This window comes from Nocardioides sp. CPCC 206347 (assembly GCF_048654605.1).
Classification (GTDB): domain Bacteria; phylum Actinomycetota; class Actinomycetes; order Propionibacteriales; family Nocardioidaceae; genus Nocardioides.
In genome coordinates this window covers 150,360-175,364 of record NZ_JBMCYZ010000005.1, presented here as the reverse complement: position 1 = coordinate 175,364, position 25,005 = coordinate 150,360, and the positions used below count along the sequence as shown (strand labels likewise).

General features: G+C 67.8%; 26 protein-coding genes. 21 read left to right on the top strand and 5 right to left on the bottom strand.

Annotation, left to right across the window (positions count from 1 at the left end; translation table 11 throughout):
- Positions 1 to 32: 32 nt before the first annotated feature.
- The gene (locus tag ACOACQ_RS17780; RefSeq protein WP_420288935.1) at positions 33 to 836 is read left to right on the top strand and encodes an NADPH-dependent oxidoreductase; all 804 of its coding nucleotides are present in this window, start codon (positions 33 to 35) and stop codon (positions 834 to 836) included.
- On the opposite strand, the gene ACOACQ_RS17775 is transcribed toward ACOACQ_RS17780, so the two are convergent.
- Together ACOACQ_RS17775 and ACOACQ_RS17770 are read right to left on the bottom strand one after the other, a co-directional pair.
- Positions 833 to 1,525 (bottom strand): response regulator, encoded by a 693-nt coding sequence (locus ACOACQ_RS17775; RefSeq protein ID WP_378598367.1) that lies wholly within the window; start codon positions 1,523 to 1,525, stop codon positions 833 to 835. The genes ACOACQ_RS17780 and ACOACQ_RS17775 overlap by 4 nt on opposite strands.
- Positions 1,522 to 3,114 carry an ATP-binding protein gene (locus ACOACQ_RS17770; protein ID WP_420288934.1) on the bottom strand — a complete coding sequence of 531 codons (1,593 nt, stop codon included), beginning with the start codon at positions 3,112 to 3,114 and terminating at the stop codon, positions 1,522 to 1,524. Before ACOACQ_RS17770 ends, ACOACQ_RS17775 begins: the two co-directional genes overlap by 4 nt.
- A 136-nt stretch (positions 3,115 to 3,250) precedes the next feature.
- On the opposite strand from ACOACQ_RS17770, the gene ACOACQ_RS17765 reads away from it, so the two are divergent.
- Positions 3,251 to 4,615, top strand: coding sequence for a cation:dicarboxylate symporter family transporter (locus ACOACQ_RS17765; RefSeq protein ID WP_420288933.1), 1,365 nt, complete (start codon positions 3,251 to 3,253; stop codon positions 4,613 to 4,615).
- Here ACOACQ_RS17765 and ACOACQ_RS17760 read toward each other — a convergent pair.
- Entirely contained in the window at positions 4,603 to 5,739 is a 1,137-nt protein-coding gene (locus ACOACQ_RS17760; RefSeq protein ID WP_420288932.1) for a phosphotransferase, read from the bottom strand. The two genes, ACOACQ_RS17765 and ACOACQ_RS17760, sit on opposite strands and share 13 nt — an antisense overlap.
- A 92-nt stretch (positions 5,740 to 5,831) precedes the next feature.
- Between ACOACQ_RS17760 and ACOACQ_RS17755 the strand changes: the two genes are divergently transcribed.
- The 4 genes from ACOACQ_RS17755 to ACOACQ_RS17740 all read left to right on the top strand — a co-directional run bounded on the left by ACOACQ_RS17755 (position 5,832) and on the right by ACOACQ_RS17740 (position 8,815).
- Positions 5,832 to 6,818: a YihY/virulence factor BrkB family protein gene (locus ACOACQ_RS17755; RefSeq protein ID WP_378598375.1), complete on the top strand. Its 987-nt coding sequence runs from the start codon at positions 5,832 to 5,834 to the stop codon at positions 6,816 to 6,818.
- A gap of 10 nt (positions 6,819 to 6,828) precedes the next feature.
- Positions 6,829 to 7,935 (top strand): potassium channel family protein, encoded by a 1,107-nt coding sequence (locus tag ACOACQ_RS17750; protein WP_378598377.1) that lies wholly within the window; start codon positions 6,829 to 6,831, stop codon positions 7,933 to 7,935.
- Positions 7,936 to 8,078: 143 nt separating this feature from the next.
- The gene (locus ACOACQ_RS17745; RefSeq protein ID WP_378598379.1) at positions 8,079 to 8,249 is read left to right on the top strand and encodes a hypothetical protein; all 171 of its coding nucleotides are present in this window, start codon (positions 8,079 to 8,081) and stop codon (positions 8,247 to 8,249) included.
- 77 nt (positions 8,250 to 8,326) lie between these two features.
- Entirely contained in the window at positions 8,327 to 8,815 is a 489-nt protein-coding gene (locus tag ACOACQ_RS17740) for a hypothetical protein (protein WP_420288931.1), read from the top strand.
- Positions 8,816 to 9,010: 195 nt separating this feature from the next.
- Here the strand turns inward: ACOACQ_RS17740 and ACOACQ_RS17735 are convergent, their stop codons facing one another.
- Positions 9,011 to 10,675, bottom strand: a complete 1,665-nt coding sequence (locus ACOACQ_RS17735; RefSeq protein ID WP_420288930.1) for a patatin-like phospholipase family protein — start codon at positions 10,673 to 10,675, stop codon at positions 9,011 to 9,013.
- 75 nt (positions 10,676 to 10,750) lie between these two features.
- Here ACOACQ_RS17735 and ACOACQ_RS17730 point away from each other — a divergent pair, with 75 nt between their 5' ends.
- Together ACOACQ_RS17730 and ACOACQ_RS17725 are read left to right on the top strand one after the other, a co-directional pair.
- Positions 10,751 to 12,358, top strand: coding sequence for an AMP-binding protein (locus ACOACQ_RS17730; protein ID WP_420288929.1), 1,608 nt, complete (start codon positions 10,751 to 10,753; stop codon positions 12,356 to 12,358).
- 110 nt (positions 12,359 to 12,468) lie between these two features.
- On the top strand, positions 12,469 to 13,668 hold the full coding sequence (locus tag ACOACQ_RS17725; protein WP_420288927.1) for a hypothetical protein: 1,200 nt from the start codon (positions 12,469 to 12,471) through the stop codon (positions 13,666 to 13,668).
- A 70-nt stretch (positions 13,669 to 13,738) separates the two neighbouring features.
- Here the strand turns inward: ACOACQ_RS17725 and ACOACQ_RS17720 are convergent, their stop codons facing one another.
- A complete protein-coding gene (locus tag ACOACQ_RS17720; protein WP_420288926.1) occupies positions 13,739 to 13,948 on the bottom strand; it encodes a hypothetical protein in 210 nt (69 codons plus the stop codon).
- Between the two features lie 323 nt (positions 13,949 to 14,271).
- Between ACOACQ_RS17720 and ACOACQ_RS17715 the strand changes: the two genes are divergently transcribed.
- The 13 genes from ACOACQ_RS17715 to ACOACQ_RS17655 all read left to right on the top strand — a co-directional run bounded on the left by ACOACQ_RS17715 (position 14,272) and on the right by ACOACQ_RS17655 (position 24,906).
- Positions 14,272 to 15,549, top strand: a complete 1,278-nt coding sequence (locus tag ACOACQ_RS17715; protein ID WP_420288925.1) for a tyrosine-type recombinase/integrase — start codon at positions 14,272 to 14,274, stop codon at positions 15,547 to 15,549.
- The gene (locus ACOACQ_RS17710) at positions 15,546 to 16,145 is read left to right on the top strand and encodes a hypothetical protein (RefSeq protein WP_378599728.1); all 600 of its coding nucleotides are present in this window, start codon (positions 15,546 to 15,548) and stop codon (positions 16,143 to 16,145) included. The genes ACOACQ_RS17715 and ACOACQ_RS17710 overlap by 4 nt, the downstream gene beginning before the upstream one ends.
- 106 nt (positions 16,146 to 16,251) lie before the next feature.
- Positions 16,252 to 16,458, top strand: coding sequence for a helix-turn-helix domain-containing protein (locus ACOACQ_RS17705; protein WP_378599725.1), 207 nt, complete (start codon positions 16,252 to 16,254; stop codon positions 16,456 to 16,458).
- Positions 16,459 to 16,951: 493 nt separating this feature from the next.
- Positions 16,952 to 17,224: a hypothetical protein gene (locus ACOACQ_RS17700; RefSeq protein WP_378599722.1), complete on the top strand. Its 273-nt coding sequence runs from the start codon at positions 16,952 to 16,954 to the stop codon at positions 17,222 to 17,224.
- Positions 17,221 to 17,523 carry a hypothetical protein gene (locus ACOACQ_RS17695; protein WP_378599720.1) on the top strand — a complete coding sequence of 101 codons (303 nt, stop codon included), beginning with the start codon at positions 17,221 to 17,223 and terminating at the stop codon, positions 17,521 to 17,523. The genes ACOACQ_RS17700 and ACOACQ_RS17695 overlap by 4 nt, the downstream gene beginning before the upstream one ends.
- Positions 17,520 to 18,620: an AAA family ATPase gene (locus ACOACQ_RS17690; protein ID WP_378599718.1), complete on the top strand. Its 1,101-nt coding sequence runs from the start codon at positions 17,520 to 17,522 to the stop codon at positions 18,618 to 18,620. The genes ACOACQ_RS17695 and ACOACQ_RS17690 overlap by 4 nt, the downstream gene beginning before the upstream one ends.
- A 159-nt stretch (positions 18,621 to 18,779) precedes the next feature.
- Positions 18,780 to 19,160 (top strand): hypothetical protein, encoded by a 381-nt coding sequence (locus tag ACOACQ_RS17685; protein WP_420288924.1) that lies wholly within the window; start codon positions 18,780 to 18,782, stop codon positions 19,158 to 19,160.
- Between the two features lie 30 nt (positions 19,161 to 19,190).
- Positions 19,191 to 19,802, top strand: a complete 612-nt coding sequence (locus tag ACOACQ_RS17680; RefSeq protein ID WP_420288923.1) for a hypothetical protein — start codon at positions 19,191 to 19,193, stop codon at positions 19,800 to 19,802.
- A 421-nt stretch (positions 19,803 to 20,223) separates the two neighbouring features.
- A complete protein-coding gene (locus ACOACQ_RS17675) occupies positions 20,224 to 20,928 on the top strand; it encodes a hypothetical protein (protein ID WP_420288922.1) in 705 nt (234 codons plus the stop codon).
- A gap of 121 nt (positions 20,929 to 21,049) precedes the next feature.
- Positions 21,050 to 21,412, top strand: coding sequence for a hypothetical protein (locus tag ACOACQ_RS17670; protein WP_420288921.1), 363 nt, complete (start codon positions 21,050 to 21,052; stop codon positions 21,410 to 21,412).
- Positions 21,413 to 21,749: 337 nt separating this feature from the next.
- Positions 21,750 to 22,013 (top strand): hypothetical protein, encoded by a 264-nt coding sequence (locus ACOACQ_RS17665; RefSeq protein ID WP_378599703.1) that lies wholly within the window; start codon positions 21,750 to 21,752, stop codon positions 22,011 to 22,013.
- A 235-nt stretch (positions 22,014 to 22,248) separates the two neighbouring features.
- Positions 22,249 to 24,687, top strand: coding sequence for a hypothetical protein (locus ACOACQ_RS17660; RefSeq protein WP_378599700.1), 2,439 nt, complete (start codon positions 22,249 to 22,251; stop codon positions 24,685 to 24,687).
- Positions 24,688 to 24,702: 15 nt separating this feature from the next.
- A complete protein-coding gene (locus ACOACQ_RS17655; RefSeq protein WP_378599698.1) occupies positions 24,703 to 24,906 on the top strand; it encodes a hypothetical protein in 204 nt (67 codons plus the stop codon).
- Positions 24,907 to 25,005: the final 99 nt, after the last annotated feature.

Sequence of the window (25,005 nt, the reverse complement as noted above, 5' to 3'; positions counted from 1 at the left end):
AGTCGAGTGAATTACTCGACTATGCTGGCTGGATGACTTCCGACCTCGCCCTCCGCTATGGCGATCCCGATGCAGTGCTCGGGGTCACCAGCGACGTGCTCGCCCTCCAGCTGGCTCATCGGTCCGTCCGCGCGTTCCTGCCCGAGCCGATCGGCGACGAGGTCCTCGAGGCGCTCGTGGCTGCGGGACAGTCGGCTCCGACGTCCTCGAACCTGCAGCCGTGGAGCGTCGTCGCTGTGCGCGATCCCGCTCGACGGCAGCGTCTTGCCGAGCTGGCGGCCGAACAGGCATTCGTGGCGCAGGCACCGCTCTTCCTCGCCTGGGTGGTGGACCTCGGTCGCGCCCGCCGGATTGCCGAGGCTGCCGCGACCGGCATCGACGCCGCGGACTACCTGGAGACGACGGTGATCGGCTTCGTCGACGCAGCGCTGGCGGCGCAGAACACCCTGCTCGCCGCCGAGTCCCTCGGACTCGGTGGCGTCTTCGTCGGTGCGCTGCGGAACCGGCCGGCCGACGTGGCCGCAGAGCTCAACCTCCCGGACCACACCTTCGCTGCCTTCGGGCTCGCCCTCGGCCGACCGGATCCGGAAGAGCAGGCGGGGGTCAAGCCGCGGTTGCCCCAGCAGGCCGTCCTGCACCACGAGCAGTACGACGCCGACCTGGCCGACGAGCAGATCGATACCTACGACGACCGGCTCGCTGCCTACAACCATCGCTTCGGCCTGACGGGTCGCTGGACCGACCGGGTGCTGTCACGCCTGGCCGGACCCCAGTCCATGGCGGGTCGCCACGAGCTGCGGGCGCACCTCGAAGCCCGCGGGCTGCCGTCGCGCTAGCGCCAGGTGTAGACGACCTCGGGCCGTCCGCTGCCGCCGCCGTAGCGGGCATTGCGCTGGGCGAGTCCCTGGTCGGCCAGGTGCTCGAGGTACCGCCGCGCGGTGACTCGCGAGATGCCGACGGCTGCGGCCGCAGCGCTGGCCGAGAGCCCTGCGGTCGCGTCGCGGAGCGCCGAGGTCACGCCACGCAGCGTCTCGGTGCTCATGCCCTTGGGGAGTGGCGAGTTCGCGTTCGGGCGCAACGCCCCGAGCAGCCGGTCGACCTCGTCCTGGACCACCTCGTCGGGTGCGTCGGCCAGCTGGGCCCGGTAGGCGGCGTACTGCTCCAGCTTGGACCGGAAGGTCGCGAAGGTGAACGGCTTGAGCAGGTAGAGCACGACGCCCTGGCCGACGGCCTGGCGCACGATCGCGGTGTCGCGGGCGGCGGTCACGGCGATCACGTCGCACTGGTGGCCCGCCGTGCGCAGGCCCGCGAGCAGGGACAAGCCGTGTCCGTCGGGGAGGTTCATGTCGAGCAGGACCAGGTCGACGGGAGTGCCGGCAGTGCGCGCCGCATCGAGGGTGCGTACGGCGTCCCGGGCCGATCGTGCGACGCCGGCGAGCTCGAAGCCGTCCAGCCGGGCGACGTACGACGCATGCGCCTCGGCGGCCAGTGCCTCGTCCTCCACGACGAGGACGCGCACGCTCATGCCGGGTCCGCCGGGTGCAGGACGACCGTGAACTCCGCGCCGCCGAGCGTGGACCGTCCGACCTCGACCGTTCCGCCGTGCCGGCGGGCGACCTGGACGACGAGGGCGAGGCCCAGGCCGCGCCCTGTTCCCGGCGCCGCCTTGGTGGTCCAGCCTCGTTCGAGCACGTGGGCCACGGCGGCGTCGTCGAGTCCCGGTCCGCTGTCGCCGACCCGGACCTCCAGGCGCGCCGGCTCGCCGGACAGCCGCACCTCGACGCGTCGCTGGTCTGCGTCGGCCACGGCGTCGAAGGCGTTGTCGACCAGGTTGCCGAGCAGGGTCACCAGGTCGCGGGGCGGGATGCCCGAACCGGCGGGGACCTCGCCCGCGATGACGAACTCGATGCCCTGCTCGGCGGCCTCGGCCGACTTGCCGAGCAGCAGCGCAGCGACCACCGGGTCGTCGACGGCGGCGACCACCTGGTCGGCGAGGACCTGCGCCACCTGGAGCTCTGCGGTCGCGAACTCCACGGCCTCGTCGCTGCGTCCGAGCTCGATGAGCGACACGACGGTGTGGAGCCGGTTCGCGGACTCGTGGTTCTGGGAGCGGAGCGACTCGGTCAACCGGCGGACGATCTCGAGCTCGCCGGTGACCGAGCGCAGCTCGGTGTGGTCACGCAGCGTCACCACCGAGCCGACGTCCTTTCCGTCCCATCGGGCGGGAGCCGAGGAGACCACGAGGATGCGTTCGCCGGCGAGGTAGAGCTCGTCGGCCTCGGCGGTCTCGCCGCGCGCGGCAGCGACGAGACCGGGAGCCAGCTCGAGGTCGGCCACGGCCCGGCCGATCACGTCGTCGGGCAGGGCGAGCAGCCGACGGGCTTCGTCGTTGACCAGCTGGACCCGGCCGTCGCCGTCGAGGAGCAGCAGGCCTTCGCGCACGGAGTGGAGGACGGCCGAGTAGTACTCGTACATCCGGGCCAGCTCCTTCTCGCCGAGGCCGTGGGTGATCCGGCGCAGCCGCCGTCCGAGCAGGGCGGCGCCGAGGATTCCGGCGAGCAGCACCGCGCCGGCCCAGAGCACGATCGCCGTGATGTCGCGGCGCAGCCCACGATTGATGTCGCTGACCGTGATGCCGACCGAGACGTAGGCGACGACGCGGTCGCCGTTCATGACGGGCACCACGGACCGCACGGACGGACCGAGGCTTCCCGCGTACTCCTGCGTGAAGACGTCGCCCCGCGGGGCATCGCCGAGGTCGCCGGCGAACCGGTGTCCGATCTGCGATGGGTCGGGGTGCGTGTAGCGGCGCCGGTTCAACGACATGACCACGACGAAGTCGGTGTCGGTGTCGCGGCGCACCTCCTCGGTCCACGGCTGGAGCAGGGCAGTGGGGTCCTTCCCGGCGAGTGCCTCGCGGACGGTGGGGGAGTCGGCCACGGTCTGGGCCACAGCCACCGCGCGCTCGGTGGCCCGGCTGCGCGCGTCGCGCCGGGCGTCGTACGCCGCCAACGCGATCGCGGTGACCACCAGCAGCAGCACGATCGCGACCTGCAGCAACAGCACCTGGCGCGCGACCGACCGGTCGCGCAGGAGGCGAGGCAGGCGGGGCACGCCTGCAGTCTCTCCCATCCACCGCGCAGGATCGCGGCGCGCGTCGCGAACACAAAGAACACAACGGTGACGGAGGTCACATCACGCCGGAGAGTGGCTGAAGACCCCGGTCGGGGTCCCCGGACCAGGAGGATCGATGAGTACGACGAGCACCAGCGCGGCAAAGGGCCACGGCTCCCGCGCCACCCACTACCTCTACCTAGCTGTGATCGTGGCGGTCCTGCTCGGCATCGCGACGGGCCTGGTGTTCCCCGGCTTCGCCGTCGAGCTCAAGCCACTCGGCGAGGGCTTCGTCAACCTGATCAAGATGATGATCCAGCCGATCATCTTCTGCACGATCGTCCTCGGCGTCGGCTCGGTGGCCAGTGCCGCGAAGGTCGGCAAGGTCGGCGGCATGGCGCTGGTCTACTTCCTCGTGATGTCGACCGCCGCGCTGACGATCGGCATGGTCGTCGGCAACCTGCTGCACCCCGGTGACGGCCTGCACCTGACGGCCGACGCTGCGGCGATCGCGCAGGAGAAGGCTGCCGAGGGGCACGCCGACACGACCGCGTTCCTGCTGGGCATCATCCCGACCTCGCTGTTCAGCGCCCTCACCAGCGGCAGCGTCCTGCAGACCCTGCTCGTCGCGCTCCTGGTCGGCTTCGCACTCCAGCGGATGGGTGCGGCCGGCGCGCCGGTCCTGACCGTCGTCGGTCACGTGCAGCGCCTGGTGTTCCGACTGCTCGGCATGATCATGTGGGCCGCCCCCGTCGGTGCCTTCGGCGCCATGGCGGCCGTCACGGGCCAGGGTGGTGTCGACGCGCTCAAGAGCCTCGGCGTGCTGATGATCGGGTTCTACGTCACCTGCCTGCTCTTCGTGTTCGTGGTCCTGGGCACGCTGCTCAAGGTCGCCGCCGGCGTCAACATCTTCTCGCTGCTGCGCTACCTCGGCCGCGAGTTCCTGCTGATCCTGGCCACCTCCTCCTCGGAGTCGGCGCTCCCGCGGGTGATCGCCAAGCTCGAGCACGCCGGCGTCGACAAGACGACCGTCGGCGTCGTGGTCCCCACGGGCTACTCGTTCAACCTCGACGGCACCGCGATCTACCTGACCATGGCGTCCATCTTCATCGCCGAGGCGATCGGCAGCCCGCTCGCCATCGGTGAGCAGATCTCCCTCCTGCTGTTCATGATGATCGCCGCGAAGGGCGCCGCCGGCGTCACCGGATCCGGCATGGCCGTCCTGGCCGGTGGCCTCCAGTCGCACCGCCCGGAGATGGTCGACGGGGTCGGCCTCATCGTCGGCATCGACCGGTTCATGTCCGAGGCCCGGGCGCTCACGAACTTCGCGGGCAACGCGGTCGGCACCGTCCTGATCGGCCACTGGACCGGCAGCATCGACCGGGACCAGCTGGACCGCGTCCTCGCCGGCGACGACCCGTTCGACGAGACCACGATGGTCGACGACCACGCAGCGGAGCCCGAGACGGCGGAGCCGGTCAGGGAACCTCAGCCGGTCTGATCGAACAGGTCCAGGCTGTAGCGGGCGATGGTGGCTCTGGTGGCCGCCATCGCCCGCACCTGTTCCGTCGGCTCCGCGTCGAGCAGCTCGAACGGCAGGGCGGACAACCCGGTGAACAGCAACAACTGCAACGCATGCGCCCGGCGGACCGCCTGCTCGTCGATGTCCACGCCCTCCGCCGCCAGCCCGTCGACGTACGACGTCAGGCTGGCGGCGCCGCGTTCGGAGAGGTCGTCGGACGGCCTGAGGCCGATCTGCACGTCGCCGACGAGGAGCTGTCCTAGGTCGAACCCGACGGGCAGCGCGGTGAAGAACCCGAAGTCGATCATCGTGAAGTCGTCGTCGCCCGGCGTCACGAGCAGGTTGTTCGGGCAGGCGTCGCCGTGGCCCGCGAGCACGGGGAGGGCCATCAGCTCGGCCGCCACGGCATCGACGGAGGCCGCCGCCCGGTCCAGGCGTGGGCGCAGGTCGGCGAAGGCTTCCACGAGGAGCGGGTGGTGCCAGAGGTCGTCGCTCCCGAGCATCGGGAGGACCTGGAACTTGAGCCGGCCCTCGACGTACTTCGAGACGTCCCACTCGTGCCCGCCCACGTTGGCGCGGTCGCGGACGGCGGGGCTACCGGCGAAGCGGCCGAGCAGGTGCGCGGCGCGGCGGTAACGGTCGAGGTCCCACTCCGCGTCGACCGTCGGCACCACGTCCAGCCACACGGCGTAGGACAGGTCGTCGATGTCGTGGACGCCGAAGGGCCGTGGCATGGCGAGGCCCGTCGGCAGGTGGTCGACGAGGTCGGAACGGTAGACGGCACCCTCGGTCCGCCACGGCACCTGCTGGGCTGCCCAGGGCTGGACCTCGACCGGCACGTCGGCGAAGAAGGGGGACCGGGACCACTCGTGGACCTGCTTCACGAACAGCGTGAAGGGGGTGTGCTCGCCGGAGACGTCGGCCGTGCCGCGCACCCACCAGCGACCGCCGGTCGTGATCGCGGGGATGTCGTAGGACACCAGCTCAGCGGTCGAATCGACCAGTGCAACTGAGGAAACAGGGGTGTCCAGCAGGCCGGCCACCATGGTGGCGAGCGCCTCGTCGGAGACGTCGGCGGAGCCGAGCGCGGCGCGGTCGTGCATGAGGACCTCCGGAGGGGAGCGACGCAGATCACCGCATGTTAGGCCGGTCGGGATGCCCGGGTCCGTGCCTTCTGACAGATAGCGTGACTCCCATGAATGACGATCCGGGGCCCCAGTCCCGGCCGTCGTACCTCCGGACGACCTACGCCCGGTTTCCCGCCCCGCTGCGGAGCTTCTTCCACGTCGTCTGGCGGCTGATCGTCACGACCGTGGCCTCGTGCCTGAAGTACCGCGTCACCGGGCTGGCCGCCGAGGGTGCCTTCTTCGCAGTCCTCTCCGTGCCGCCGCTGATCTTCGCCATGGCCGGCGGCGTCGGCTACGTGACCGAGCACTTCACTCCCGGCCAGGTCGAGGAGGTACGACGCGCGGTCACCGACCTCTTCTCGCGCTTCCTCACCGACACCGCCGTCAGCAAGGTGATCACGCCGACGATGGACGACGTCCTCGAGGGCGGGCGCTTCGACGTCATCTCGCTCGGTTTCGTGCTCGCGCTGTGGTCCGGATCCCGTGCGCTCAACGTCTTCGTCGACACCATCACGATCATGCACGGCCTCGGCGGCCACCGGGGGATCGTGAAGACGCGGGCGCTGTCGTTCGTCCTCTACATCCTGGCCGTGGTCACCGGGGCGATCACCCTCCCGCTGGTCGTGGCCGGTCCACGGCTGGTGCGCGAGTGGCTGCCGAACCGCGCCGACTTCCTGATCGAGTTCTACTGGCCCCTCGTCGTCGTGGTCTGCATCTGCTTCCTCGCGACGCTCTACCACGTGTCGGTGCCGGTGCGGACGAACTGGAGCTTCAACCTCCCGGGCGCGACCTTCTCCCTGATCGCATGGATCGGTGGGTCGTACCTGCTGCGCTGGGTGCTCACCGTGACCGCGCAGGACTCGCACTCCATCTATGGTCCCCTCGCGGCGCCGATCGCCATCCTGATCTGGCTCTACATCGCCGCACTGGCGGTGCTGATCGGTGCTGGAGTGAATGCCGCCTTCGACGAGGTGTTCCCGCAGGAGACGACCCAGCGGGCGCGCCGGGAGCTGATGACGCGACTCCTGCGCCGTACGCCCGAGCCGGTGGACTAGGTTCGGGGCCGTGGGCGTAGAAGCACCGGTGTCGGCGCACGTGGGGCGCATTGCCCTGCCCGAACGCACCCGCTCGCCGTGGTGGGAGCTCGGACGCCGTCTCCTGCTGGCCTTCGGGATCATGGCCGGCACCGTCCTGCTCGTCTACTTCGACCGCGAGGGCTACCGCGACGCGGGCGACGCCACGGCGGCCGACCCGTACGGCACGATCTCCCTGGTCGACGCGATCTACTACACGACCGTCACGCTCAGCACGACCGGGTACGGCGACATCGCCCCGGTCAGCGACCCGGCGCGCCTGGTCAACGCGTTCATCATCACCCCGGCCCGTATCGCGTTCCTCGTGCTCTTGATCGGCACCACCCTCGAGGTGTTGGCGCAGCGCGGCCGCGAGATGTTCCGCATCGCTCGATGGAGGAAGAACATGGGACACCACGTCGTGGTGATCGGATACGGCACCAAGGGACGCAGCGCCGTCGAGACGCTGGTCAACAACGGGCTGCAACGCGAGCACGTGGTCGTCGTCGACCCGAGCCCGGTCGCGATGGCCGACGCGCACGCCGACCAGCTCGCCGTCGTCACGGGCGACGCGACCCGTCGCGGAGTGCTGCACCGGGCCGGTGTCGCCGAGGCCGACCAGGTCATCATCACCACCGGCCGCGACGACTCCAACGTGCTCGCCGCGCTGACCGTGCGGCAGCTGAACCCGGACGCCTGGATCGTCGCGTCGGTCAGCGAGCAGGAGAACGCTCCGCTGATGCGCCAGTCCGGCGCCGACTCGGTGATCACGTCCTCTGACGCCGTCGGCCGCCTGCTCGGCCTGTCCACCTTGTCGCCGACCCTCGGGTCGGTGATGGAGGACCTGCTGACCTACGGCGAGGGCCTCGAGGTCGCCGAACGCGAGTTGCTGGTCAACGAGGTCGGCATGCCGCCCCAGTCGCTGCCGGACCAGGTCATCGCGGTCGTCCGCGACGAGAAGGTGTACCGCTACTTCGACCCGGTCGTGACCCTGCTGGCGCGGGGCGACCGGCTGGTCGTCGTACGTCCGGCCAAGGAGCTGCCGTGGGCGCCGCGCCCCGGCACCCACAACGAGGACTTCGCCAACGACGAGGACTGAGCCGGAATCCTGGGACCGTTGTCGGGACCAGTGGTTCATCGGGACTAGTCCGTGGGCTGCCGATCGTGCAGACCTGCTCCGACCCGTGAGAATTGCCTTGTCGGAGCGCGACTTTGGGTGCGCGAAACGGCAGGCTGAGGGTCGTGGGGAAGAACTACGGACCTTGGGTCAGGCACGACTGGTGCCCCAGCTGCTACCGGCGCACCGAGCAGACGCGCTGGCATCGCCGGCTCTTCGGCGAGCCGGCCGAGCGCGGTGAGCACCGGATCAAGTGCAACGAGTGCGCCAGCGACGTGGACGTCGCCGCGAGCTGACCCGGCGAAGTCGCCCCGACTGCTTTCCGGGCATGCGGGTACCTGCGGTGGCAACAGTCAATCCGAGGAGGAACGACATGCACCGCAAGAGTTCCACGCAAGACCTGCGTGATCTCCTGGACACCGTGGCGCCGAAGGTCGAGTCGGCACTGCACACGGTGGCCGAGAAGGCACCGCCCGCCATCGAACACGGCCGGGCCGCTGCTGTGGAGCACGGTTCTCACCTGGCGGAGGCCCTCGCCGACCGGCTCCCGGACTCGGTCGTCGACAGGCTGCCCGAACGCGTCGTTGACCACCTTCCGATCAGTCGACCCCGCCGCGGACGAAAATTGCTGCTGGTGGGGCTCGTCGCCGCTGTCGCTGGTGCCGCTGCCGTCGCAGCGCGACGGACGCGAGGAAGCAGCGCGGGGGAGCACCGCACCGCAGCGCCACGACCCACGCCCGTCGAGGACCCGGGCGGCCCGGTCGGCGCCACGCCGTCCACTGCCACCCAGGCAGGCGCTGACGGACTCGTGGACCCGTCCGACCCGCTCGTCGAACCGCAGTTCAACGGTCGGCGCGACTGAACCGAGAAGGTCCCGGAACACGTGTCCCGCCGGACACGAATGTCTGGCGGGACACGGTCGCGCCCGGCGTGTGTGGGGACCGTCGGGCGCGGTTTGGGATCCCGCGGAGGACGCTAGTGGCAACGGCGGCTCGTCCGTGGGCAAATGCCAGAGTCTTGTCTTTGTTCTCAGCCAGTTCTTGGGACTGGCCGTGACTCAGCTGAAGTGACGGTCGCGGAATCGACGCAGGGCATCGCGTGACCCTTGCGCCGCAGCGATGATCGGACGCATCGGCGGAGCCAGGGACACGCGGGCACGGCGGCGCGATCGATCGGCGTACGCCGGCGCGTCGCCCTCCCACCAGACCGGCTCCAGCATCTGGTTGATGAACTCCATCGCGGTGTCCATGGACGCGTGGCCCCACTCGATGGCCTGGTCCAGTGCGGCCGGCGTCGGTGCGAGGGTGACGGGCGACAGGGTCGGACTCATGCTGAGGAGTTGGTCGGCGTACGGCGCGTTGCGGACCATCCCGAGTTGTACGGCTCGCGTGATCGGCGTCAGCCACAGGTGCCGCGGATCCCACTGGGGATGGAAGCAGTCGAGCGCGACGTAGAGCGCGTTGCGCGTTCCGATCCGGCCTCGCTGGACCTTGATCCACGCCTGCTCGACGGGCACGTTGCTGGCTGCCCCGCCGTCGACCAGCGCGGCGACCTCCTTCTCGGCGAGGAACCGGTCGAGCAGGGGGACCATCCGCGGGTCGCTCGTCTCGTGGTGGAGGACGCCGGGGATTGCCGCGGAGAACGACATGGCGTCGAGGACGTTGAACTGGCGGGTCAGGTCGTCGTCGCCGAGGACCAGCGGCTTGACCACGCGCGAGTCGATGAAGGAGGCGGCCTGGTACAGCCGGCTCACGATGGACGGTCCGAGCCCGATCGGGACGACCGGCAACGAACGCAGCCGCACCATCGCCATCTCCTGGCGACGGAACCGGGCGGGCAGGCGCGCGAACAGCTGCTGGTGCACACCCGCGACGATGGCGTCGAACGGAATGGCCAGGTCCTCCATCCGCATCTGCTCGCCGTCGGGCCGTTCGAAGAGCGGCGCGGCGAACGCATCGATGCGCAACGACAGCACGCTGGTCAGGCCGTGCCTGCGGCGTGCGGGCTCGGGTCCCAGGAGGGCCCGGTACGTCAGCGAGCGGGCGAATTCGAGGTAGTCGTCGAACGGGATCGGCGTCTGACGGGCGAAGAGTCCGCCCAGGACCGCGCCGATCGAGGAGCCGACGATGTAGTCGGGTTCGACGCCACTCTCCACGAGGCGCTTCATCGCGCCGATGTAGACGAACCCGGCGCCGCCGCCTCCGCCGAGCACCAGGGCCAGGCTCTTGTAGCCGACCTCTGCGTCGAGCTCGGCGGCGCTGAATTCCCCGGCCCGGTTCTCGATGAGCAGGCGCCGTTGTTCGGACTGTTGCTCCTCGAGCTCGTAGTAGGCCTCGCGGGCGGCGGCCAGTCGCTTCGCGGCCGTCTGTTCGCGCCGCAGCGGGCCGGTGAACCGGTCGAGGACGACGTCGCGCCAGGCCGCGAGATCGGCGCTGACGTCCACGTCGCCACGACCGCGGGTGCCCTGGGGGCCGGCGGCGCCCGGCTCGAAGACGGTCAGCCGGGCGAAGCTGATCAGGTAGCGCAGGCGGCGTACCTCGACATCGGTCATCATGTCCGGGGCCTCGAGGTGGGCGCGCACGAGCGCCTGGTCGAACTTCTGGAGCGCGAACGTCGGGTCCTTCGCGGGGTCCGGCGCCACGGGCACCCCCGTGACGGGATCTTCCAGACCCGGCGGGAACAGCGGGGTCTGGGTTCGGCCGGGTAGGCGGGGGAGGCGCATCCGGACAGCGTGGCGCACGGGCAGGGCCGCGTCGAGCACGGTCCCGGAGCGAGTCGTGGGAGTAGGTTTGCCGCTGTGAAGTCGATTGCTGGCGGCGAGACCGACACGGCCCTGTTGGAGGAGACGATCGGGGCGAGCTTCGAGCGCACCGTGGCGTCGTACGGCGACCGCGAGGCGTTGGTCGAGGTGTCGACTGGTCGGCGTTGGACGTATGCGGAGCTGGACCGTGACGTCGATGCTTTTGCGGTGGGGTTGTTGCGTGCCGGGGTCGTGAAGGGTGACCGGGTGGGGATCTGGGCGCCGAATTGTGCGGAGTGGACGATCACCCAGTACGCCACCGCGAAGATCGGTGCGGTCCTGGTCAACATCAACCCGGCGTACCGGACCCACGAGCTGGCCTACGTGTTGAAGCAGGCGGGTGTGAAGCTCCTCGTGTCGGCGACGGAGTTCAAGACCAGTGACTACCGCGCGATGGTGGCCGAGGTGGTCGAGGAGACGCCGGTCGAGAGGGTGCTGTTCCTCGGCACCCCGGAGTGGGACGAGGCCAACGTCCACGACCCCGGTGTCACGGTGGCGGAGCTGGTGACGTGGTCCCTGGACCCGAATGATCCGATCAACATCCAGTACACCTCAGGCACGACCGGCTTCCCGAAGGGCGCGACGCTGTCGCACCGCAACATCTTGAACAACGGGTACTTCGTGACCGAGACGATCAACTTCACCCACGAGGACCGGTTGTGCATTCCGGTGCCGTTCTATCACTGCTTCGGGATGGTGATGGGCAACCTCGGTTGCACCACCCATGGCGCGGCGATGGTGATCCCGGCACCCGGGTTCGACCCCGCGGTCACGCTGCAGACCATCCAGGACGAGGCCTGTACGGGTGTGTACGGGGTGCCGACGATGTTCATCGCGATGCAGAACGCACCCGGGTTCGCCGACTACGACCTCTCCAGTTTGCGGACCGGGATCATGGCCGGTTCGCCGTGTCCGGTCGAGGTGATGAAGCGTTGCATCGAGGACATGCACATGAGCGAGGTCTCGATCGCGTACGGGATGACCGAGACCAGCCCCGTCTCCACGCAGACCCGCGCGGACGACGACCTGGATCGTCGTACGGCCACGATCGGGCGGGCGCACCCGCATGTGGAGATCAAGGTCGTCGACCCGGTCACGGGCGAGACCGTGGAACGTGGCGAACCGGGTGAGTTCTGCACCCGTGGGTATTCGGTGATGCTCGGCTACTGGAACGACGAGGACAAGACGGCCGAGGCGATCGATGCCGAGGGGTGGATGCACACCGGTGACCTGGCGGTGATGCGCGAGGACGGGTACTGCGCGATCGTGGGCCGGATCAAGGACATGGTGATCCGTGGTGGGGAGAACATCTATCCCCGTGAGATCGAGGAGTTCCTCTACACCCACCCCGATGTCGAGGACGTCCAGGTGATCGGGGTCCCGGACGAGAAGTACGGCGAAGAGCTCTGTGCCTGGGTACGGATGCGACCCGGGGCGGTGCCGCTGGATGCGGTGGCCGTGAAGGAGTTCGCGACCGGGAAGCTCGCGCACTACAAGGTCCCGCGCTACGTCCTGGTCGTCGAGGAGTTCCCCATGACCGTCACCGGCAAGGTCCGCAAGATCGAGATGCGCGAGGAGACCACCCGACGCCTGGGACTGGGCTGAGGGACCACCTGCTGAGGTTCCGCCGCTTCCCGTTGGGGCAGATTTCGTTGCCCGGAGATGCGTCCACCGACATCTTCTGCCGTTCGATGAGTCGTCAGTAGGTTCTGCCGATGGGGGACCACGAGCGGGCGCCGACGACAGACGCGCCCGCCTCCGCTCGTCCCGCCTCGTCGACGGAGGTCGCCCCGGCGGTGGGCGGCCCGTCGCTTGGACTGTTCGCCGCTGCCGGTCGTGTCGGAGGTCCACGGCAGCTTGCCGCGCTCCAGCGGGTGGCGGGCAATCATGCGACGTCGGTCGCCGTCCAGCGTGCTGCCACGGTCCAGCGTCACAAGGACAACGAGAAACCCCTGGCGGACATCCAGGGCTTCGCCATGCCGCAGCTGCTCGCCGCCCTCGCGACCCTCGAACCAGCCGCCGCACGGACCGACAAGGTGGCCGGGGCATTCGTCGGCGGCCCGCGGCTGGTGGCGGCGATGAACGCGGTCACGATGAAGGGCGACTGGAAGGCCTACGCGTCAGCGACGGCCGCTGAGCTCGGATCGCTGCCGATCGATCAGATCACCGACATCATGAAGTACGTCGGAGCACCGAAGGACGCGAAGACCTTCGAACGCGGCGACTTCGACGGTCGGTTCGACGCGTTCGTCGAACCGACGACAGGACTCATCTCGTTGATCTTCAAGGCCAAGGTCGTGCCGGGCGGTGATCCGCCGCCGAAGCCGAAGGAGATCGAGACGTTCAAGGCCCAGTTCAAGTCGATCGTGGAATCGACGTGGTCGGGCAAGGGCACCGTCAAGCCGGCCTACTCGGCCGGGCTCAAGGTGCCGTCCTTCAAGACCCAGGTCACCGTCTTGTGGGTCGACGGCGGTGAGCACCTGCCGATCGACCTCAAGAACACCACCTACGAGTCCGGGGAGATCAGCACCGACCTGAAGACGGGTGAGCGCCGCGGTGGCATGGCTCCCGATGCGGGAGAGGTGAAGAAGCGGGAGCAGTACCAGGGTCAGCCGCGGGACCCGGTCACGGGGAAGATCACTCCGTTGGTCTCCGAGCAGGCCACCGCCGCCCACGAGTTCGGTCACGCGATCGGCGTCGACCACGTCGCCCACGGCAAGCGCACCGAGTACGGCGAGACCCAGCAGGAGTGGGACGACGTCATGGGCGGCGGCATGAAGGTGCAGGTCGTCAAGGACAAGGCCGGCAAGGTGCTGCACGACGACTTCAAGCCGTTCGAGCGGATCGGGGAGCGTTGGGGCAAGGACTTCTTCCCGGGCGCCCTGCAGGCCAAGAACGTGTGGTCGGCCGGCTGAGGCGGTGGCGAAGCACGAGGCGTCACGGCCTGCGACGGACTGACGTCGGCCGTTGTCGGCTGTTCGAACGTCACCCGTACCGGGACCCCGTGGCCGGCCGCCCCTCGATCGGTCGGAGCGTGCTCGGATCGCACCAGTCGGTGGTGATGCGCCCCACGGGGTCGATCCAGGTCACGAGGGCCTGCCAGCCGTTCGACGTCGGCCTCCACAGCAGCACCAGGCCGGGCATCTCGACCGGCACGAAGGCCGGCCGGACCCACACGTGCCGGACGCCTGACATCCCCCAAGAATAGAACATGTGTTCGAGTTGGGTCGGGGTGGTCCGGGACCCGGCGGCGAACGTGATGCCTGCCTGGCGTCGACACGGAAGAACGAAACAGCCCCTGAATCTGCGTCTCCGCAGCTCAGGGGCTGTTTGCTGTGCGTGGGCGATACTGGGTTTGAACCAGTACGACCTGCCGTCAACGACTCTGGTTCTGACCTGCCGAAACCCTCGCTGACCTGCGAATATGTGGAACAGTAGCGCGTCCTCCCGATGGACACAAGTGGACACGTGTAGCCTCTCATTGGACACGTTCGGGACACGACGGGCTGAGGTGAGTGGTGGCGAGCAGGGCCGACAAGCGCAGGTTCGGGCAGATCGCACGCCTGCCGAGCGGGCGATACCGGGCGCGGTACGCCGACCCGGCCGGGCGTCGCACGGACAAGGGCGAGCCGGTGCGCCACAACGCGCCGACCACCTTCGAGACCTCCGAGGATGCGTCTGCCTGGCTGCGCGCCGAAGAGAACCTGATTCGGGACTGGCATGAGAACCGTGCCGAATGGACGCCTCCCGCCGAGCGAATGGCTGCCCAGCGCGCCACGGTCGCGACCCTGTCCGAGTACGCGCCGAGGTGGGTGGCCGGCCGTAAGGTCCGCGGCAAGCCCCTGGCTGATCGGACTCGGGACCACTACCTCGATCTGCTCGAGCGGTTCATCTTGCCGAGGTTCGGAGACACTCCGCTGCCCAAGATCACCCCCGAGGCTGTCGCGGTCTGGTTCGACACTGTCGCTCCCGAGACGCCGACCTACAGGGCGCACGCCTACGGCCTTCTCCGCTCGATCATGGCGACGGCGGCCGACCCGACGAAGAACAACGGTCGCCCGCTCGTGCCGTTCAACCCATGCGGGATCGTTGGGGGAGGTTCGGCCGGTCGTGCCACCAGGACGGATCCGGCGACGGCCGAGGAAGTTGCCACGATCGTTGGCGCGATGCCCGAGCGGCATCGGCTCATGGTGCTGCTTGCCGACGGCTGCGGGCTCCGATATGGCGAGCTCGCTGAGTTGCGCAGGTCGGACGTGAAGATGCCGGCTAAGAACGCGAAGCCAGGTACGACGGCGATCCTGAAGGTGCGCAGGGGAGTGGTCCGCTCGAAGTCCGCTGGCGTCGTCGCCAAGGCGCCGAAGTCCGAGGCTGGGCGGCGAGACGTTCCCGTGCCGCCCCACCTCCTGCCGGCGTTGCGTGAGCACCAGCTCAAGCACACCGCGCCCGGCGCCGACGGTCTCCTGTTCCCGGGCCGCACCGGCGAGCACCTGGCGCCCTCGGCGTTCTATGGGCGTGCGAGCAAGGAGCTTCGTGGCAAGGACCCCACGAAGGGATGGGGCTGGTACGAGGCGCGTCAGGTCGCTGGCAGACCTGACCTCCGCTTCCATGACCTACGCCATGGAGCGCTGACCGAGGCAGCCCGGAATGGCGCGACCCTGGCCGAACTGATGGCCCTCGGCGGACACTCGACGAGCCAGGCGGCGATGCGGTACCAGGCCGCGGCCTCGAGCCGGCTCGAGGATCTGGCGCGCAAGAGATCCGAGGCAGCCGGCTGGACGGCGGAGGTGGGGGAATGAACTCATCCAACTGGGACTACAAGGTGCCAAGGCTCGCAGGATCGGGCTTCAAGAGCAACGTCGTTACCGATCTTGATCACCCGACGATCGGCGTCTATTGCGAAGGAATCGAGGGGGCTCGGCACGACCTGTTTCTGGTCGGATCGTTCTCGGTATCCGGCGCAGTGTTGGAGCAGAATGGAACGGTGCACTGGGGCTGGAACGCCAGCTATGTCACGGGCGATGGCTACGTCATCTACCTGCGTCGACAGGCTGGCGCTCACGCGCCCACCTACTTGGTTGACGACCAGGTTTGGGATGCGGACGCTGAGCGCAAGAAGTTGCTGGCGCTAGGTGACGATCTCTTTGGCAAGGCACACGCGGACCAGAGCGCTCGTATGGATCACGCGAACGAGGTCATGCGGTCAATGCCGAACCTTCTCTGTCGCGCTCACATCACTCACGGCAAGCGGTGCAGGATGAAGACAGACGCCCGCAACGAGCGTGTGCAAGACGTCCTGACCTGGCTCTGGCAGCAGGGATTCAGGGAGGTGTCGCTCGAGTCGATCGGTCTCGCCTACAGGAGTGTGGCATCCCACATCCCGGCCGACGAATGAAGTAGAGTCCTAGTTAGTCCATCTGTGCCACTGATTTGTGTGGCCATGTGACTTCAGCCCCTCCAACGCGGGATCGCTTTCACGCGCCCCAAGGAGGGGTCCCCGCATGGCGAAGAACGCCACGACACTCGCTCGCCGGTTGGTGAGTATCCAGCAAGCCGCTGACTACGCAGCGGTCAATCCCAAAACGATTCGGCGGCGAATCGCCGCGGGCGACCTGACGGGCTACCGGTTTGGCAGCCGGCTTCTGAGAGTCGACCTCAACGAGCTCGACGAACTGCTCCGTCCCATCCCGTCCGCGAAGGCCGGGTGACCGTCGATGAGTTCAATCAACCACAGAGGGCGCCCCGCCCTCGGAACGCCCTCGCAGATGTTGATCGCCACCAACGTCTCCATTGTAAGCCCGGTCGACGGTCATATCCGGTGTACGCGCTGCGGTGCTGCGCTGTCCGCTGGCGAGTCGATTCGGCTCGAGCTCGGTCCGGTCTGCCGGCGCTTGATCGCTGATCTCGGGGCGGTGGCCTGATGACGGCGTCCACGAAGCCACTGCGGATCATCGGCCGCGACGGGAAGTCGTATCCGCCTCGCTGGCTTCCGAGCAAGGATCGCGACTGGATGCATGGGCGCTGTCACTGGCTCAAGCACGTTGAGCACCTGTCAATCCGCCAGATTCGTGATCACCTGCTCTACAACCACCGCATCCAGCGGTCTGCCGGGTCGATCTCGTCGTACCTGTCGGAGCCCTGCACTGCGTGTTCAGGTGGCCAAGATGGAACACCTGAGCACTCGGTAGTCGGCGGTGACCGATGATCACCGGATCGATCTACGTCCGCATGCCTGACGACAACACACTCGTGCAGGACTTTGACGGCGCCGCCCTGGCGATTCTGGACCAGTGCCCCGACGGCGTCCGCGTGGTCGTCGACATTCATCGTCGCGAGTACTTCACATCGAGCGTCCCAACGCTTCTGCATCGCCACGGCGAGCGGCTGCACATCGAGATCACCGGCGTCGACCGCGAGGTTGTTACACGGGTGATTCGTGCGGGCCGTGCTGGCTCCTGGGGCGTGGTCGCATGAGTACGCGCAACAGGGTCACGGTCACTCTTGACGGCCGCGTTGCTGTCGTCCGTGGGTGGCGAGCTGCTGACCTCATCAAGGAGGCCGGCGGCAAGGCGATCTATGCCGGCTCGGCGGGCGGGTGGATGGTCGACCGACACCGCGTCAGCGACCTGCTGGCATACCTCGAGCAGCGCAACATTGCGGCGACCGTGTCCCGTCACGACGAATCGACCTACCTGCCGCGGAAAGGCGCAGATGCGCCTTTCGTTCCCGATGTCGTCGACGCCGAGATTGTCGAGGACGGTGGTCTCTGGTGAGCGCCGGCGGATTCGGGCAGGACTATCCCGACGTCGACGTGCCACCACCCGACCATCTGGCGGTCATCGAGCCGGTGTTCCGGCGATCGTGGAAGCCGGTCGACCTCAGCGCCGTGTTGGAAGGCTCATGGCGAGCCGCTGAGCCGACCGTGGGCCGCCGATCGGACGGAGTCGGGCTCTTCTACCCCGGCAAGGTCCACACGGTCTCCAGCGAGTCCGAGGGCGGCAAGACGTGGCTGATCCTGGCCGCTGTGCTCGAGGAGCTCCGCGCCGGTAACTCGGTGGTCTACGTCGACTTCGAGGACGACGAGGGCGGGATCGTCGGTCGGCTCCTGACACTGCAGGCCGATCGCCTCGACCTCGCCTCGCGGTTCCACTACGTCAGGCCGATGGATCCGCTCGGTGGCGGTGTCCACCTCGATGATCTCGATGCGTTGATGCGCGACGTTGGCCCGACGCTCGGTGTCGTCGATGGGGTCACCGAAGCGATGACACTGCATGGCCTCGACACCAACTCCAACTCCGATGCTGCGAAGTTCGGTCGGATGCTGCCGCGCCGGCTCGCGGCTGCTGGGGCCGCGAGCGTCAGCCTGGACCACGTCACCAAGTCGACCGAGGGTCGCGGCCGGTACAGCCTGGGCGCGGTCCACAAACTCAACGCCCTCGACGGCGCGGCCTACGTACTGGAGAACCGGAACTCGTTCGGTGTCGGAATCACGGGCCGCTCGACGATCAGGATCGCGAAGGACAGGCCCGGTCAGTTGCGCCGGCACGCCCTGTCCTCGAGCGGTGGCCTGCACTGGTTCGGCGACATGATCCTGACGTCGCATGGCGAGAACTTCGCAGAGATCGAGATCGCTGCACCGATCGACCGGGCGCAGGTCGAGTTCCGCCCCACTCACCTGATGGGTGCGATCTGCGAGGCAATCGAGAAGGCCGGCAAGCCGCTGTCCAGCACGCAGATCGAAACCTTGGTCAAGGGCAAGGCAACCTCCATCCGTACCGCTCGATCGCACCTCGAGATCGAGGGCTACATCTCCGACAAGACCCCGTTCGCATTGCTGAAGCCGTGGGATGGGGGAGACGAAGATGCCTGACTTCCGTCCCCCGTCCCGAGTCCGTCCCGCCCCGTCCCGGACGGGGGTCAATCAACCCCGTCCCCCGTCCCCCTCCCTTAGGGGGGACGGGGACGGGGGTACTGACAAGCACTCGCAGTACTGCCGCGTCCCCGTCCCGCGTCCCTGCAGGTCTTGGGGGTGGTGGACGTGGCGCGACAACTGACCCTGCAATCAGCCGATGCGCTGGCGATGTTGCGCGCCCTCATGCGAGACCTGAACGTGCAGACCCGCAACGGGCGCCCGGTTCCTGCCTGGGCTCACCGGGTGTTGCCTGAACTCGCAGGTATCGCCGACAGCCCGATCGATGGTTCCGATACCGGAACCAGTATCGAGACCCTGAAGGGGACGGATTGGCTCCAGATGGTGTCGATCGAGGAAGCGGCCAATCAAGTCGGTCGAAGCCCTGAATACATCCGGCGCCTAGCTCGCACAGGTCGAGTCAGAAGCCGGCGGATCAACGGCAAGGCATGGGTGGTTGATCCCGACTCACTCAGGTCCGTGCTCGATAGGGCGGCGTGATGGCCGGACTCAACGATCTAGGAGAACGACATGACACGAACCGAACCTCAGACCGAGGCCGACGAAGCTCAGTCCTTGGTTGACACACTCCTCGAGCGGGTGCGGAACGGCGATGACGGCGTCACTCCGGAGGAGATCGACAACGCGCGCAAGTTGGCCGAGTTCGCGCAGCTGCGCATTGAGGCCGCCGAGCGCAAGGCGTGGACACAGGCGGCCGAAGCCGCGGCTGCGAACCAGCTCACCGCTGCCGATGCCCTCAAGGCCGTGGTCGTGGTGACTCCCAAGGAGGTCGCGACGCTTGAACAGAAAGCCGCCAAGGCGTTCGAAGCCCTGATGGCCGCTGTCGATCAGCGATACGTTGCGGCATTCCTCGCTGCTCGCCGGCTCCGGATTGCGAACGAGGAGGCTGCGAAGTACGACCTCCCGAGCTCGATTCAGGCTCACGGCATCGGCTACAACGTGCGTGCTGATCGATTCGACTTCATCAATGAGCGTGGATCGCACGGACATGTGGATTGGGGACACCTGAAGGAACCGAAGCGTTGGGTTGAGGCAGTGATCGGGCCTGCCGGGGTCCAGCTCGAGCGCGGAACCCAGGTGACCAGTGCTCGACGTCCCGAGCGACTGATCGACGCGGATTGAGCCACGCCGAGGGCATGGGAGGTGGTGGACATGGAGGTGACTCCCGTACCACCTCGATCGGCAGTTGTCGTCGTTCCCCAGGCTCTTCGAGAGGTGGTGTTGCGGGCCTTGGTGTCTGACATCCGTCGTCGGCAGCTCGTTGATGGTGGTGCGCCACTCAATCCGCTGATGAGGACCTTTCTCCACGCGCTCAGCAGCGATGCCGTCGACAGCGAGCAGATCACTTCCTCGTGCGGAAGTGCCGTCTCGGAACCTGCAAACGTGGTGATCACAACTCCGCAGATCGCCGAGCGACTCGGGTGCACCACCCGGTGGGCTCGCGAAGTTGCAAGGAGGGTCGGTGGGGTCAAGCAAGGGCGGGACTGGTTGGTCTCGCTTGATGAACTGGATCGCTTCATGAAGCACGGGAGGGGTAGCAACGATGGTCAGCATCAGCGCAGTGCGTAGTGCAATCAGTCGACTGCAGGAGGCGCCAGCGCGCGTTCGTGCGGTGCGCCAGGAGCACGAAGCCCAAGACGTCGAACTGCGCAACAATCCGCAGCTCTCCGACACCTATCGCCGCCAGCTTCGAAAGGAGCTGCACGAGGTCACGATCGCCACGCCGGATCAGGTCGACATGGATCTCAAGAGAATCCAGACGACGCTCACCTCGCCGGCACCGGCCGATACTCGTCCCAGCGTCGACCAACTGCTCGATGAGCAGCGGCAGGCAAAAGCGTGGGGCCGCGCCGAACGGTTGCTGGGAGCAGGTACCTCGCCGCTCGAGGTGGTCAAGGACGCAGAGCAGGCCACAGACCTTGCCACCCTGCGGGCACTTCGCACTGAACTGCCGACCTGGATCGTGGCGACAACGCACGGCGGGGCAACGCACGAGGAGCGAGTCTCTGCCGCCACCTCGGCCAAGCGTCTGGTGGACCTGGCATTGGCGCGCACTCTGCCCGAGGGCATTGAGCGAGCAGCACTGCGCGGGCGTCTGCAGTGGGAGACCCACGCACCCATGGTCGGAGTGGAGATGGAACACGCCCGACGCCTACTCGAAGGCAAGACCGCCGATGGCTTGGGCGTTGCCATCTCGCTCCGCTACATGAGTGCCGACGCACAGGCGCTCGACACCCTGACGGTCTGACATGCCGCATAGGGGGTGGCGGGGGACCCCGAACACGCGTGCGATAGGGAACCGCGGGGGAGGTGTCTCCGAAGTTCTTGACCCAATCAACCTCAACCACGCTTGAGATCGGGAGGTAGCAATGGCAGCCCCACGCAACGCCAGCAAGCCGCGAAGCCGCGCTCATCGCGGCTCCATGGGCAGCCGGCAGGCACTGGTCGACCTGCCCGCTTCGGGCTGCGACCTGCCCGTGCCGGACATGCCCGACGGCCGCGACTGGACCACGACTGAGCGGTCTCGCTGGTCAGAGTTGTGGGCATCGCCCCAAGCAACGCAGTGGGACGAGACGGCCCGCGGGACGGTCGCTGCCCTGCTCATCTTCGAGAGCGCCATCATGACCGGGACTGCGTCCGCGTGGCAGGCCCAGGAGGCGCGCTACGCGGCCGAGTCGTTGGGCCTCACGCCTCGAGCGCTCGGACAACTCGGATGGCGGATCGTCGAGTGAGCGCCCGCCGCCAAGCTCGTGCGGGGCAATCCACCGCGACAGTCGCAGCGTCCAACGGCGTGCCGCGTTGCCTGGCGATCGGGCCGCACGTCGACGTCTGGAGCAATCCGAGTGACCGCCATTCAGTCTTCGACCCCTGGCATCGCTGGAAAGACGTTCGGCGCGCGTGGCTGGCCGCCGCAGGCGTCAGCGTCCGGGATGGGTGGAGCGTTATCCCGTCCGGCGGCCCACGGCTACACCCTGCCGGCACCGCTCGTGAGGTGAGGGAACTTCGAGCCGACGCCATCCGGCTTGCCATGCAGTTTGGGATGCACGGACCGAAGCACGGAGCCGCCAAATGATCGCCGACGCCGAGTACCTCTACAGCCTTCCCGAGCCCGTACAGGCCGAACTGGTGGAGCTCGTGCGTCTCGGTGCCGGCATGTCACAGGACGAGAAGGAAGTCGTGCTGACCCTGCTCGTCAACTACGCCGAGAGCGCCATCCGGCACGCGCTCTTCCAGGAGCAGATGACCCTCGTGCAACTGCTCAACCCAGTGGGCCAGCTGCTCGGCGCCCTCAACGACTGCAACTCACCTGAGACCAACGGAAAGGTGGCCTGACATGGCTGTCCGCAGAGAACGCGTCGTGTTGGAGTTGGAAGATCACTTTTCGACGGGCATGGCGAAGGCGGCGACTGCGGCTGCACTTCTGGACAAGAGCCTGGCTGAACTCGAAGGATCCGCGCTTCGCACGACCAAGACCACACGGGGGACCGAGAGCGAGATCGATGGACTCTCCCGGTCGCTGCGCAGAAACGGTCCAGAGATCGACCGCTTCTCTGGCCGCCTCCGCCTGATGGCCGACACGATGTCGATCCTCGGCCCATCGCTGGCACCCGTTGCTGCGATCGGAGTTCCGACAATCGCGGGCCTCGCGTCCCAGCTCGGCTTCGCCGCTCTCGGCATGACGTCGCTCGTCGCCGCCACGCAGGGTGTCGGTGACGCGCTCAAGGCCGTCAACGACGCCGCCCTTGAGCCGACCGCAAAGAACCTCGACAAGGCCGCCGAAGCGATGCGCAACCTCGGCCCAGAGGCTCGCGAGTTCGTGTCCCACTTCCAGGACATCCGTCCCGCGCTGGCCGACATCAGGCACTCCGCGGCCGCCGGTTGGTTCCCAGGTCTGACTGAGTCACTCGACTCCCTCGAGAGGGTCGCACCGCGGCTGGCATCCATGTTCGAGACCATCGGCCGGACCGGTGGCAGGTTGGTTGCCGACGGCGCTGATGCCTTGGCCGGCCCTGAGTGGACTGAGTTCCTGTCCTTCGTCGAGAACAACGCACCACAGGCACTCGACGACCTCGGCCGCACGGTCGGCAACCTCACGCGGGGGATGGCCGAGCTCTGGATGGCCTTCGACCCCGTCAGTGACGACTTCTCCTCCTGGCTGCTCGAGGCTTCACGAGGTTTCGTTGAGTGGTCCGACAACCTCTCGCAGACCGACGGCTTCCGCGAGTTCGTCGACTACATCCGCACCAACGGCCCCCGTGTCGCCGACGCAATGTCGGCAGTCGGGGAGGCGGTCGTCGACATCGTCGAGGCGATCGCACCCCTCGGTGGCCCATCTCTCAAGATCATCGAGACCTTCGCGACTGCAGTCGGCGCCATCGCCGACTCCGACCTCGGCACACCCATCTTCGCCGCGGTGGCCGCCTATGCCGCCCTCAATCGCGTCATGCAGGTCACCGTGGCCCTGCAGACCCGCATGACGGGCACGAGCGCGATCGGTGCAGGTATGGCGTCCGGCGGCGTCCTTGGCGGGCTCAAGGCAGGCGGGACTGGCCTGACGCGGACGAATCGCGACCTGCGCACTACGGCCATCAACGCCGCCAAGGCAACCTCGGCTGTCGGCGGGCTCGCCCTAGTGATGACCGGCGCGGCCGAATCCACCGGCCTGTCGAACACGGCCTCACTGGCCCTGATGGGCACGATCGCCGGCCCGTGGGGCACTGTGATCGGTGCCGGCGCGGGGGCGATGCTCGACCTTGCCGGCGCCACCGAGTACTACGCGGACGCCCAGGCGCGAGCGAATGATGCCGTCAAGTCGGGCAACATCGAATCACTCATCAAGTCGATCGCTGAGCAGAAGAAGATCCTGTCTGGCGCGCTCGACTCCGACAAGGTGACCGGCTTCGGTGACTTCTTCTCCGACATCGGACGCGGGATCAGCGGCGGAGGAAGCGGTGACGTCAAGGATGCCGCCCGCGCGGAGATCGCGCGCCTCGAGGAGGCCCTGGCGGGCGCCGCTGGAAACGCTGAGGACTTTGCCGACGCGATAGCCCAGATCGAGAAGGACAAGGCAGTGACTGCTTGGGCCAAGGAGACGGCCGCGTCGTTCTCGTCTCTTGCTGCCGACATCGAGAAGCCCGAGCTCTCGCTGAAGGCGCTGAACCAACGCATGCGCGACAACGCCCGCGCTGCCCTGAACATGGGCGACAACATCCGCGCTGCCCTGACGAACGGCGTCAATCCCGAGGCGCTGATGCAGGCATATGAGGATCTGGGGCCTGCCGCCGGTGCGGCATTCGAGGATCTGGCGAACGGTGGCGAGGGCGCGGCGCGCAGGTTCAATGCGGCGTTCGGCAGGTCGACCCACGCCTCTGAGGTTCTCCAGGGCGCACTCACCGATCTGAATCGCGCAGTCGCCGGTCTGCGCGACCCGACGCTGCAGGTTCGGTTCGGAACGGCCCGCGCGGATATCAATGAGTTCAAGGGGATGCTTGCGTCGATTCCGCGGTCCCGTCGTGTCGATCTCTACGTCAACCAGGTCAATTCATACGACAAGCGCAACCAGGTCGGCGGCATCGACGGTGACATCACGACCTCCCGCGCTGTCGGCGGATTCACCGGCCGCGGCGGCAAGTTCGATCCCGCCGGCATCGTGCACCGCGGCGAGGTCGTCATCCCGCAGGAGCTGGTGCGGCGCGACAGCGACCTGCTGTCGTTCCTCTATGGCGACCTCCCCAACATGCGCGAACTCCCTGCGCCACAGGTCAACATGGCTGCCATCGGGGCGGTGGAGGCAAGATGGCGTCCGGTCAGCTTTGAGCGGTCCGCACCTGCGAATAGCGGCATCAGCGCAGCCGACGTCAGTGCTCTGCAGAACGAGCTCAAAATCGCGAACCGGCGCCTCGCTGCGATCGAGGGGACGATCCACGGCGAGCACCACGCCGACCGCAAGTCGATGCGCGCCGGCAGCGGTACCGCCGCTCGCTCCAGGCCGAGGGGCCACATCTAAGTGGAGGACGACGGCATGGATGCCAAGGTGGTCATCGAGAGCCTCGAAGCAATGATCGACCGCGCCCACATGCTGACGCTTGAGGAACAGGCCAGCGGGCCGTTCAATCTCGACCTCGATCCCACGCTGCGCCGGGTGATGGGCGATGTCGCGGGGCTCGCGGTGATCGTGCAGAGACTGGTCGAGGATCTCTATCTCGACCCATGCGACATGGCGTAGGGGGGCACCGCCTCGACGTGGCCTGCCCGACCCCCAACGTGTCGGCGGTCTGCTTCTGCCGTCGGATGATCGCGATCCCGCTTGCTTCAACTGCCTGAG

Bases quoted from the DNA above. Each gene is read 5' to 3' on its own strand.
- ACOACQ_RS17780 (WP_420288935.1), top strand. From the start codon at position 33: ATGACTTCCGACCTCGCCCTCCGCTATGGCGATCCCGATGCAGTGCTC.
- ACOACQ_RS17775 (WP_378598367.1), bottom strand. From the start codon at position 1,525: ATGAGCGTGCGCGTCCTCGTCGTGGAGGACGAGGCACTGGCCGCCGAG.
- ACOACQ_RS17765 (WP_420288933.1), top strand. From the start codon at position 3,251: ATGAGTACGACGAGCACCAGCGCGGCAAAGGGCCACGGCTCCCGCGCC.
- ACOACQ_RS17760 (WP_420288932.1), bottom strand. From the start codon at position 5,739: ATGCACGACCGCGCCGCGCTCGGCTCCGCCGACGTCTCCGACGAGGCG.
- ACOACQ_RS17755 (WP_378598375.1), top strand. From the start codon at position 5,832: ATGAATGACGATCCGGGGCCCCAGTCCCGGCCGTCGTACCTCCGGACG.
- ACOACQ_RS17740 (WP_420288931.1), top strand. From the start codon at position 8,327: ATGCACCGCAAGAGTTCCACGCAAGACCTGCGTGATCTCCTGGACACC.
- ACOACQ_RS17735 (WP_420288930.1), bottom strand. From the start codon at position 10,675: ATGCGCCTCCCCCGCCTACCCGGCCGAACCCAGACCCCGCTGTTCCCG.
- ACOACQ_RS17725 (WP_420288927.1), top strand. From the start codon at position 12,469: ATGGGGGACCACGAGCGGGCGCCGACGACAGACGCGCCCGCCTCCGCT.
- ACOACQ_RS17720 (WP_420288926.1), bottom strand. From the start codon at position 13,948: ATGTCAGGCGTCCGGCACGTGTGGGTCCGGCCGGCCTTCGTGCCGGTC.
- ACOACQ_RS17710 (WP_378599728.1), top strand. From the start codon at position 15,546: ATGAACTCATCCAACTGGGACTACAAGGTGCCAAGGCTCGCAGGATCG.
- ACOACQ_RS17705 (WP_378599725.1), top strand. From the start codon at position 16,252: ATGGCGAAGAACGCCACGACACTCGCTCGCCGGTTGGTGAGTATCCAG.
- ACOACQ_RS17700 (WP_378599722.1), top strand. From the start codon at position 16,952: ATGATCACCGGATCGATCTACGTCCGCATGCCTGACGACAACACACTC.
- ACOACQ_RS17695 (WP_378599720.1), top strand. From the start codon at position 17,221: ATGAGTACGCGCAACAGGGTCACGGTCACTCTTGACGGCCGCGTTGCT.
- ACOACQ_RS17680 (WP_420288923.1), top strand. From the start codon at position 19,191: ATGACACGAACCGAACCTCAGACCGAGGCCGACGAAGCTCAGTCCTTG.
- ACOACQ_RS17675 (WP_420288922.1), top strand. From the start codon at position 20,224: ATGGTCAGCATCAGCGCAGTGCGTAGTGCAATCAGTCGACTGCAGGAG.
- ACOACQ_RS17670 (WP_420288921.1), top strand. From the start codon at position 21,050: ATGGCAGCCCCACGCAACGCCAGCAAGCCGCGAAGCCGCGCTCATCGC.
- ACOACQ_RS17665 (WP_378599703.1), top strand. From the start codon at position 21,750: ATGATCGCCGACGCCGAGTACCTCTACAGCCTTCCCGAGCCCGTACAG.
- ACOACQ_RS17660 (WP_378599700.1), top strand. From the start codon at position 22,249: ATGGCCGACACGATGTCGATCCTCGGCCCATCGCTGGCACCCGTTGCT.
- ACOACQ_RS17655 (WP_378599698.1), top strand. From the start codon at position 24,703: ATGGATGCCAAGGTGGTCATCGAGAGCCTCGAAGCAATGATCGACCGC.